The organism is Pseudoalteromonas piscicida (assembly GCF_002208135.1).
Taxonomy (GTDB): domain Bacteria; phylum Pseudomonadota; class Gammaproteobacteria; order Enterobacterales; family Alteromonadaceae; genus Pseudoalteromonas; species Pseudoalteromonas piscicida_A.
In genome coordinates this window covers 2,834,063-2,844,719 of the sequence record NZ_CP021646.1, presented here as the reverse complement: position 1 = coordinate 2,844,719, position 10,657 = coordinate 2,834,063, and the positions used below count along the sequence as shown (strand labels likewise).

Sequence of the window (10,657 nt, the reverse complement as noted above, 5' to 3'; positions counted from 1 at the left end):
CTTACTGACTAAAAAGCCTAAATAAACTATGGGTTAAAACAAGTAAACTTAAGTTCACAAAAGTACAATTAATGAGCCTTGGAAGAGTGCTTAAATGGTCCTTTTTTATGTTTTTTTGTAAATTTTTATCTATTATTTACTCGTCAGTAGTTCCGTTCTCAACAAGTAACCAAGGAACATCTCATGCAAAGCAGTAAAGGTATATCCTCATGTCCATTTGCGCATGGCGCAAATACCTCAGCAGTGCGGAGTGAACATCAGTGGTTTCCGCATAGTCTTAACCTTGATATTTTGCACCAGCACGATAGTAAAACGGATCCTATGGACCCCGACTTTAATTACGCAGATGCATTCAGAAGCCTGGACTATCAGGCACTAAAACACGATCTTCATGCACTAATGACAGATTCACAACCATGGTGGCCGGCAGATTGGGGACATTATGGAGGTTTGATGATCCGAATGGCGTGGCATTCAGCGGGTAGTTATCGTGTCGCTGATGGCCGCGGTGGTGCAAATACTGGTAATCAGCGTTTTGCGCCACTAAATAGCTGGCCGGATAACGGAAATCTAGATAAAGCGCGTCGCTTACTATGGCCTCTTAAGAAAAAATATGGCAATAAGATCTCTTGGGCTGATTTAATCATTCTGGCAGGTAACGTTGCCTACGAGTCCATGGGTTTTAAAACGTTTGGGTTCGCTGGTGGTCGGGAAGATATTTGGCACCCAGAAAAAGATACTTATTGGGGCAGTGAAAGGGAGTGGTTAGCACCATCGAACAGCCCAGATAGTCGCTATACTGGCGACCGCGAGCTTGAAAACCCGCTGGCAGCAGTCATGATGGGACTGATTTATGTTAACCCTGAAGGCGTTGATGGTAATCCAGACCCACTAAAAACAGCCGCAGATATGCGAGTTACTTTCGCTCGAATGGCAATGAATGATGAAGAGACCGTTGCTCTCACCGCTGGTGGTCATACCGTTGGTAAGGCACATGGTAACGGTAATGCAGAAAAACTCGGTCCTGATCCTGAAAATGCCGATTTACATGAACAAGGACTTGGCTGGATAAACCATACCTCGAGAGGAATAGGCCGCGACACGGTTACCAGTGGGATAGAAGGTGCTTGGACGACCAATCCAACGCGATGGGACAATGGCTATTTTTATTTACTGCTCACGTACGAGTGGGAAAAAACCAAGAGTCCAGCTGGGGCATGGCAATGGCAGCCTATAGATATCAAAGAAGAAGATATGCCAGTAGATGCAGAAGACCCAAGTAAACGCTGCATGCCAATGATGACAGATGCAGATATGGCACTAAGAGAAGACCCCGCCTATCGCAAAATTTCAGACAAGTTCTATGTTTCTCCCACTTATTTCGAGGATGTTTTTGCTAGGGCCTGGTTTAAATTAACACATAGAGACTTAGGTCCTAAAAGCCGCTATTTAGGTCCAGAAGTGCCCGAAGCCGATTTGTTATGGCAAGACCCTGTACCGAGCGTTGACTATGTGCTCCGTGAAAGTGAAATAGTTGCACTTAAACAGCAGATTTTAGGTTCAGAACTCACGATTTCAGAACTTATTACGACAGCTTGGGATAGTGCTCGGACCTTCAGAAAATCCGACTTTAGAGGAGGTGCCAATGGCGCTAGGATCAGGCTTGCTCCACAAAATGGCTGGTTAGGAAATGAGCCCGAACGGTTAAGCAAAGTCTTGACGGTACTTGAGTCAATTCAACAAAGTTGTGAAAAACCTATCAGTATGGCGGATTTGATTGTGCTCGGTGGCAGTGCAGCGCTTGAGCTTGCAGCTAAAGCTGCTGGAGTATCTGTTTCTGTACCTTTCTCCCCAGGACGGGGAGATGCGACTGAGGCACAAACCGATGCAGAGTCTTTTAACGTTCTAGAGCCTGTCCATGACGGCTTCAGAAACTGGTTAAAGCAAGATTACGCAGTAAAAGCTGAAGAAATGCTATTAGACCGTGCGCAATTGATGGGGCTTTCGGCTAAAGAGATGACGGTACTCATTGGTGGTATGCGTGTATTGGGTACTAACCATGGTAACACGACGCATGGAGTGTTTACTGATCGAGTAGGTCAATTAACGAACGACTTTTTTGTAAATTTAACTGATATGAATTTCAGTTGGGAGCCTGCTGGTGAAAATCTATATAATATCGTCGACCGACGCTCTAAAAAGGTGAGATGGACGGCTACAAGAGTTGATTTAGTGTTCGGCTCAAATTCAGTGCTAAGAGCCTACGCAGAAGTGTACGCGCAAGATGATAACAAAGAAAAGTTTGTGAAAGACTTCGTTAATACTTGGGTTAAAGTGATGAATGCAGATCGTTTTGATTTAAACTAATTGTTAGCCGAGTCGCTATCCCGTGACTCAACTAAGCGTCGCGGGATATGCACAATGCTGCGGCTGAGGTGGCGCTCTCTTAGCATTGTGCTTGAGGCTTTGATATCGCCGCGTAAAGCGCCTCCCACACGGGTGTTAGCTTATTTGTGGGCGCGATTTCACATCGCCTTTTTCATCAAGCTCGCCGCGTAAAGCAGCTCCCACGCGGGTGTTAGCTTATTTGTGGGCGCGATTTTACATCGCCTTTTTCATCAAGCTCGCCGCGTAAAGCAGCTCCCACGCGGGTGTTAGCTTATTTGTGGGCGCGATTTTACATCGTAATCTTTTTGCTTTAATCAATCAGTCTTAATAACTTGTCACTCGGTTGATTTCTGTAAGCGATGTTACGCCTGCCGCGGCTTTTCTCAAACCAGACTTACGTAAGTTATCAAAACCTAACTGCTCTGCTTTTTCGGCAATCTCAAGAGAATTGCCCCTTCCATGATCAGGTGCGAAAGCTCAGGCGTGATTTTTACCACTTCATAAATACCCACACGGCCCTTGTAACCATCGGTGCAGTGTTCACAGCCTTTAGGCGCAAAAAGGGTAATCTCTTTAATCTGCTCGGCAGTAAAGCCTTGCCCTAACAAGGCTTCTTCTGGCAGCGTTTCTGCTGTTTTACACTTAGGACAGAGGCGTCTTGCGAGACGCTGGGCAATAATCAGACTCACCGAGCTTGCTACGTTGTACGCCGGCACGCCCATGTTTAATAGACGAGTGAGCGTTTCAGGCGCGGAATTGGTATGCAATGTACTCAATACTAAGTGACCAGTTTGAGCCGCTTTTATTGAGATCTCTGCGGTTTCAAGGTCACGGATCTCACCTACCATCACCACATCAGGATCCTGACGCAGGAATGCCCTCAAGGCATTGGCAAAGGTCATATCCGCTTTGATATTGATTTGTACTTGGTTAATGCCCTCGAGGTTTATTTCGACTGGGTCTTCCGCTGTGCTGATATTGCGCTCTGGCTGATTAAGAATATTTAAACCCGTGTAAAGTGAAACAGTTTTACCAGAACCCGTTGGGCCGGTTACCAAAATCATGCCCTGAGGCTGCTCTAGTGCGTCGAGGTAGAGTTTTTTCTGCTCTGGCTCATAACCTAGCACGTCAATCCCCAACATGGCGCTGGACGAGTCTAGAATACGCATTACGATTTTCTCGCCCCACATGGTAGGCAGCGTACTCACACGAAAATCGATACTTTTGCGCTCGGAAATCTTTAATTTAATGCGGCCATCTTGCGGTTTACGTTTTTCCGCTATGTCTAAGTGCGCCATTACTTTGATACGGGCAGCGAGCCGAGTCGCTAGTGTGTTAGGTGGGCTTGCCATTTCATGCAGCAGGCCATCGATACGAAAGCGAACGCGATATTTTTTCTCGTAGGGCTCAAAGTGCAGATCCGACGCGCCTTTTTTTATCGCGTCCATTAAGATTTTATTGATATAAACGATGATTGGCGCATCGTCTTTGTCTTCGTTGGTGTTTTGCTGTTTAGGCTCGTCATCGACTTCTAAGTCTGCAAATTCTTTAAATTCTTCTTCAGAGATCGAGAGGCCGCCTGTTGCATCAAACAGCTGATCAATCTTTGCTTCGAGTTTTTTGTAGTCGGTTACCAGTACTTCACACTGTAACCCAGTACTAAACTCAAAGTTTTCAAATGCGCCAAAATCAGTGGGATCGGAGGCAGCAACGTAGAGTTTTCTACCTTTTTGTACTAGCGGTAAAATATGGTGTTTACGGATCAGTTTTTCTTTGACTAGCGCTGATGGAATTTCACTGACATTAAAGTGATCAAGATTAAAGAATGGCACTTTAAATAAGTCTAGGCATTCTTCAGCTAGCTCTTTGGAGCTCATTCCTGAACTTAGGCAAATCAACTCGGCAGTGGTGTTTGCTTCTGACTGGCGAGACTTTATTTGCTCAGCAGTGACTCGCCCTAAGGTAATAAATTTACGCAGTAGCGGGGAATGATGTTCCATAGTACCTCTTTGCCTTCACATTGAATGCATATTCAATATTTATCATTAAGTTGGAAAAATGCCAAGTTATCACTGTGAGTGTAGATTAAGTTTTACAGCCAAGTCTAGCCTAATTATTTAGTCTTACTTTCTCTTGCGCCAGTGTAAGAAACGCATTGTGTAGTCTGTCTGTCTCTTGCAGGCTTTCAAGCAGCGGTCGGTCGTTGTCTAGTATGTAGTCCGCTTTTGCTTGTTTATCTGAGCGCGGTAACTGCGACTCGATAATACGGTTTACTTGCGCTGCATCGACTGAATCTCGGCTGGTTGTTCTTGCGATTTGCGTATCAACAGCAACATCAACAAGTAAAGTGGCATCGCAGTAGCGCTCTAAACCATTTTCGAACAGCAGGGGCGCCGCTAAAACCACGTAATCGCTTTGCGCTGCATTTAACTGCGTGAGTATTTCATTACGGATAAGCGGGTGAAGTAGCTCATTAAGCCACTGTTTTTTGTCGGCATCAGCAAAAATAATGGCTCTTAACTTAGCCCTGTCTAAGTTGCCGTCAGGCTGTAAAATGGCACTGCCAAACTCATCCGCGATCGCTTGTAGCCCAGTGCTGCCTAGCGCGACTACTTCTCGTGCAACGATATCGGCGTCAACAACCACTATCCCTTTTTGCTGCAAGTGGTTAGTGATGGCCGTTTTACCTGCTCCAATACCGCCCGTCACCCCTAAAATCCAATTATTCGTTTTTAGCATTGTCTTACTTTACATTATTAGGTTTACGTACCACAGCTGCAGCTGTTCGCCATACATTAGAGTGATCCAACCTGCAATGGCTAAGTAAGGACCAAACGGAATAGGCGTGGCTTTATCTCGGCCTTGAACGCTTAATTGGATGCTACCAATGATTGCGCCGACCAGACTTGAAAGTAGCACTATGGTTAAGATTGCTTGCCAGCCCATTAATGCGCCAAAGATGGCCAGCAGTTTAAAGTCGCCATAGCCCATGCCTTCTTTACCTGTGAGTAATTTAAAGAGCCAATACACACTCCATAAACTTAAATAACCAACCGCTGCACCAATAATGGCACTATTGGGGTCGATGCCAACACCAAAACAACTGGCAACCAGCACTAACCATAAGGTTGGTAGCGTTAACTGATCGGGCAGCAACATTTCGTCGATATCGATAACCGTAAGTGCGACTAATACCCAAGTAATCACAATATACATCGTGGCTTCTAAAGTGGCACCAAAATGCCACGCAACCCATGTGGAGAGTAGGGAGGTTGTTAGCTCTACCAAAGGATAGCGGACAGAGATTGACGCGTCGCAGTGGTTGCATTTGCCTTTTAATAATAGCCAACTGATCAGTGGAATGTTTTGCCACGCCTTAATCGGCGTTTTGCAGCTGGGGCAATGAGAGTTTGGCTTAATTAAATTAAAAACAGGTGCTTCAGCGGTTTGTTTTGGTAGCTCATCAGCGAGCAACACGCGACATTCTGACTGCCAGCTCTGCTTCATCATTTTAGGTAAGCGAAGAATAACCACATTGAGAAAGCTGCCGATGCAAAGACTAACGAGTCCAACGGTGAGTAACCAATACCATAACTGGGTTTGCATCAAGTTGATAATATCTTGCATAAGTTGGGCGCTTGCTTATATTTTTTGTTTAAACTTTCGAGGCATGCTCGGTATAGGTTTTTGCAGTTTACCACACAGCACTATTGAGAGGCACAGCACTGTACCTCTAAATAGTGTAACTTTGTGAACAAAAATTAAATAACTGAGCCTAATTGGAATATCGGCAAGTACATGGCAATAATTAGGCCACCGATCAGTACGCCGAGTACCACCATAATGAGAGGCTCTAATAGACTAGATAGTCCATCCACCGCATCATCGACCTCTTGCTCATAGATGTTAGCAACCTTTGCCAGCATGCCATCTAGAGAGCCCGATTCTTCACCAATAGACACCATTTGTATCACCATATCAGGGAAGACTTTGGTGTTATGCATTGCCCAGTGCATTTGGTTACCCGAGTTAACCTCTGCTTTAATTTCTTTAATTGCATTTTTATAAATAATATTGCCCGACGCTCCTGCGGCAGAATCTAGCGCATCGCCAAGGGGCACACCCGCTGCAAAGGTGGTCGAAAGCGTACGAGCATAACGCGCCACTGCTGCTTTTTTAAGGATCTCGCCAATCACTGGAATACGTAAAATCATACGGTCATTAAAGTGCTTTACCGCAGCGCTGCGAATAAGCATTTCTTTATAGGTATAACCAAAAAGGCCAAGTCCAAGCACAAATACCCACCAATATTCCTGCATAAATTCGGAAATCGCGATAACCATTAGCGTAAAGGCTGGGAGTTCGGCGCCAAAACCAGCAAAAATATCTTGGAATTGAGGTACAACGAAAATAAGCAAAATACCAGTAACTATGAGTGCTACAGCCACTACGGCAATAGGGTAGAACAGCGCCTTTTTAATCTTAGACTTAAGTGCTTCAGTCTTCTCCTTATAAAGCGCGATGCGGTCAAATATGGTATCGAGAGCACCAGACTGTTCCCCTGAATGGACAAGGTCACAATAGAGCTCATCAAAATATCGAGGGTATGCTCTTAGAGATTTAGCAAGAGGCTGGCCTGCTTTCACTTCATCAGCGATATGGGCAATCAGCTTAGATAAGCTTTTATTTTTGATGCCACGAGCAAGCATATCTAATGTTTGTACTAAAGAAACACCTGCCATTAACATTGTAGCAATTTGTCGGGTTGTCGTTGCTATATCAACAGATTTAATTTTTTGAGTACCAGAAAAGCCAAAGAGAGGTTTAGGCTTGCGTTTAACTTTAGATGGGGTAATGCCTTGTTTTCTCAGCTGGGCTTTGACTAGGGCCACACTTTGGCCTGTCATCTCACCATTAAGTTTTTTGCCTCGAGTATTTACTCCAAACCAAATAAAAAGCTCATGGTCTCTATTCTTGTCTTTGCTCATACTATAGGCTCTCTTTTGCCATACCTAAATTCAAATATGCTCTCACCGATTCGCTTTCCTTTCTCCAAATTGTATTGTCAATGAAGTAGTGATGGATATTTATAAATAAAAGCACTGATATTAGAGTTAAGTGAACTCCAAACTCTGAGTTTTGGGTAAAAATACTATCAATGTTTTTTGGAATAACCTCAAAAACAAAGCATCCAATTATAAATGAAGATAACCAAAACTTTATTTTTTTATCAGTTTTATTTTGATGTTTTCCTTCTATATACTTGCTTACAAAGAACAAGTATTGTAGAGAGTGAAAAAATGGAACGAGGAAAAAAAATACAGGGTTAAAAAATGCTGGAGATATCCAAACTGCGACACTTAGTATCGGTGTTATTGTAAGTGCTAAATTAATTTTACTAGATACTTTATTTTTTAGTAAAAAAGACAATGTGAACATGCAGATTAATATTAAAGATAAATACTTTAAAATTTCATAGTATGATACTGGTAGCTGAGGAAGTTCATACTTAAAACCCCAAAAATTACCTGTGTATTCAAAGTTAATAAAGTGACGATAAAATGAACTCGCCCACAACGCATACAAAGAACTTAAGAGCACGTATCTTTCATAGTTCTTCAAAAATAATTTATATTTAAAAGCTAATGTTAGGAAACAGCCAAATGCTTGTTTAACGTAATGCCAACCAACAGTAAAGATCATGAAAATGACTAAACTCTTGTAAACAACCACCGATTTGCTAATGAAAGCATAAAAAATAACTAAGCCAAGAAGTATAGGTAAAATTACACCTGCAAATAAAGTCCGATACTCTTTTGTTAAACTATTCTTTTTCTCAGTATAAAAAATTTGATAACTTGAAATGAAATGAGGAGCATTACAAAAAACAGAAAGAACCCATGCTAAAAGTATCAAATCAAAACTAGAAGCTTCTACTTTAAATAGCATTAAAAGGAAATATATAATCAAGGAAGCACCTCCGACCAATAAAAAGTCGAAAGTGCAGTGAGCTAAATGCTTATGTTGCATTTAAACTAACATTATGGAGATGGAGTTGCAGCCGCAGCTTCACAACTACTAGGTAACCATGAGGTTTTTGCTGCTCCAGTTACAGAGCCTTCACACTTCCACCCATAAAGAGCGAAACCAGCACCAGAGAAATCAGCTTTTGCGGCTGCAGTATTTGCCGCTTTTTGAGGGGTCAGAGTAATTGTTAAGCCTGCCAACTCACTTTGACCAGAAACCGAAATTAAGCCCGCATCACTTACAGTAAACGCTGAAGCAAATTGAGTCGCTTTAGCATTTGCATCACAGCCATCTGGATCACTACCGATCTGCGCTTTTTCGGTAACACAAGTTTTTCCAGAGCTTGCTGCAAGTAACATTTCTGAGGCGCGAGCACGCTGAGTGTAATCTTGATAAGCAGGCAGAGCTACTGCTGCAAGAATACCGATGATCGCGATAACAATCATTAGTTCGATTAGGGTAAAACCACCCTGTTGTTTTTGAGTCATGATGTGTCTCCTAAATTTTAAGTGACTTAACCATAATAGGTTTAAGTTAAGCGTTTATTAAAACCTTTGCAATAATTACCAATCCATCGAATCAACAAACTGGTGTGCTCAAATTGACTTAACGGCGACCAAGAAGATGCAACAAGTTCATCATTCAAAAATCTTAAAAGCTGGACCCGTTAAGTTTGTGACCGGTCCCTAACCAACTAAGAGTGTAGCACCGATTTAGTTTTAGCGATCACAATTAACATTTACTTTAATAGTAAACACTGATGTCTACAATCAAATTTTAATAATAAATTATTGATTCTTTTGCGGTAGCGCAAGCTTTCCTAATATCGGTTCAAAAAACGAACGGAATCAATCGTTACCGAACATTAAGATCTTGTTACACTCTAGTTCTTTTGTCGTATTTAACGGGTTTTAACTAGGTTTGTCAACGAAATAGAAAACTTTCTCTATTACGGAGGGTTACAGCGTGAGTGCAACACTATTTGCTGGCACAAAGTAGTATTCTTTTTAAAAAATGAAAAATCCGATATCTTAAGGAGCAGACAAGTCAGCTGAGTGATTTACTGGTTACTTGATAGCACTATAAAAAAGAAAGGGCCCAGCAATGAGCCCTATCAGAGCGTTTTTTTAAATTTAGCGAAAGCTATTCAAAACGCATCGACAGGTCGATGCTTTGTACATGCTTGGTCAGTGCGCCGCTTGAAATAAAATCAACACCGGCTTGTGCATAAGTCGTCAAAATTTCAATGGTCATATTACCAGAGACTTCCAATTTGGCTTTGCCTTGCGTGATTTCAACCGCTTGTTGAATTTCACTTACGCTGAAGTTGTCCAGCATAATAATATCGCTGCCAGCATCTAAGGCTTGTTGTAATTCGCTTAGGTTTTCTACTTCAACTTCTACCGGTTTGTCTGGGTGGTTATTACGCGCAGTGGCAACGGCTTTGGCGATACTGCCACAGGCGGCAATGTGGTTTTCTTTAATAAGATACGCGTCGAATAGACCGATTCTATGATTTTTACCACCGCCACATTTAACGGCGTATTTTTGTAGCGCTCTTAATCCTGGGATGGTTTTACGTGTGTCTAGCAGTTTGGTTTGCGTACCGCTCAGCACTTCAACATACTTAGCTGTGGTGGTTGCCGTGCCCGATAGCGTTTGTACAAAGTTAAGCGCCGTACGCTCTGCGGTTAGAATTGCTCTTGCAGAACCGCTTGCGGTAAACAAGCGGGTGTTGGCGGCTACAAAGTCGCCGTCGTTCACAAGTACGTTGACGCTAACACTTGGGTCGACCTGATGAAAAACTTCTTCGATTAACGCCTTGCCAACGAACACACAATCTTCCCTTGTGATCACATAGGCATTTGCTTGCTGCGTTTCTGGGATAAGGGCTGCGGTAATATCACCTTCGTTTGGTGTTTGATAATTGAGGTCTTCGTCTAGCGCCTGTTTTACCAATTGGCTGATAAGGTTTTGGTCAATCATAGGTTGTCTTTTCATTTTTTCTGCAATGGCCGAATTTTACGCGCGTTTGCCTAGGAGTACAATTGATGGAGAAGAATTCACGAAATTTGGCGAGGTGGCTTTTATGTCGCGGGGTAAACCCGCTGCTACGATTATGTGTTGTTTGCTGTGACTTTATGTCGAAACCAATATGTATTTTCGTAGCAGCGACTTTATGTCGCGACGGTGTGTTTGAAATGCAGAGGCTTGTTTGTAGAGAATGAGTTGATGGCTAAAA

General features: G+C 42.8%; 7 protein-coding genes and 1 pseudogene. 1 reads left to right on the top strand and 7 read right to left on the bottom strand.

Annotated features, from left to right (window positions below):
• Positions 1-183: 183 nt before the first annotated feature.
• On the top strand, positions 184-2,367 hold the full coding sequence (gene katG, locus B1L02_RS13205; protein WP_088531401.1) for a catalase/peroxidase HPI: 2,184 nt from the start codon (positions 184-186) through the stop codon (positions 2,365-2,367).
• A gap of 345 nt (positions 2,368-2,712) precedes the next feature.
• On the opposite strand, the pseudogene pilB reads toward katG, so the two are convergent.
• The 7 genes and pseudogenes from pilB to nadC all read right to left on the bottom strand — a co-directional run bounded on the left by pilB (position 2,713) and on the right by nadC (position 10,401).
• A pseudogene (pilB, locus tag B1L02_RS13200) lies at positions 2,713-4,388 on the bottom strand (type IV-A pilus assembly ATPase PilB).
• Positions 4,389-4,497: 109 nt separating this feature from the next.
• Positions 4,498-5,127 carry a dephospho-CoA kinase gene (gene coaE, locus B1L02_RS13195; RefSeq protein ID WP_088531400.1) on the bottom strand — a complete coding sequence of 210 codons (630 nt, stop codon included), beginning with the start codon at positions 5,125-5,127 and terminating at the stop codon, positions 4,498-4,500.
• A 9-nt stretch (positions 5,128-5,136) separates the two neighbouring features.
• On the bottom strand, positions 5,137-6,015 hold the full coding sequence (locus B1L02_RS13190; RefSeq protein ID WP_088531399.1) for a prepilin peptidase: 879 nt from the start codon (positions 6,013-6,015) through the stop codon (positions 5,137-5,139).
• 134 nt (positions 6,016-6,149) lie between these two features.
• Complete coding sequence (locus B1L02_RS13185) at positions 6,150-7,376, bottom strand: type II secretion system F family protein (RefSeq protein ID WP_088531398.1); 1,227 nt, start codon at positions 7,374-7,376, stop codon at positions 6,150-6,152.
• 1 nt (position 7,377) lies between these two features.
• Entirely contained in the window at positions 7,378-8,418 is a 1,041-nt protein-coding gene (locus B1L02_RS13180; RefSeq protein ID WP_157757243.1) for a hypothetical protein, read from the bottom strand.
• A gap of 11 nt (positions 8,419-8,429) precedes the next feature.
• A complete protein-coding gene (locus tag B1L02_RS13175) occupies positions 8,430-8,903 on the bottom strand; it encodes a pilin (RefSeq protein ID WP_088531396.1) in 474 nt (157 codons plus the stop codon).
• Between the two features lie 655 nt (positions 8,904-9,558).
• Positions 9,559-10,401 (bottom strand): carboxylating nicotinate-nucleotide diphosphorylase, encoded by an 843-nt coding sequence (nadC, locus tag B1L02_RS13170; protein ID WP_088532285.1) that lies wholly within the window; start codon positions 10,399-10,401, stop codon positions 9,559-9,561.
• Positions 10,402-10,657: the final 256 nt, after the last annotated feature.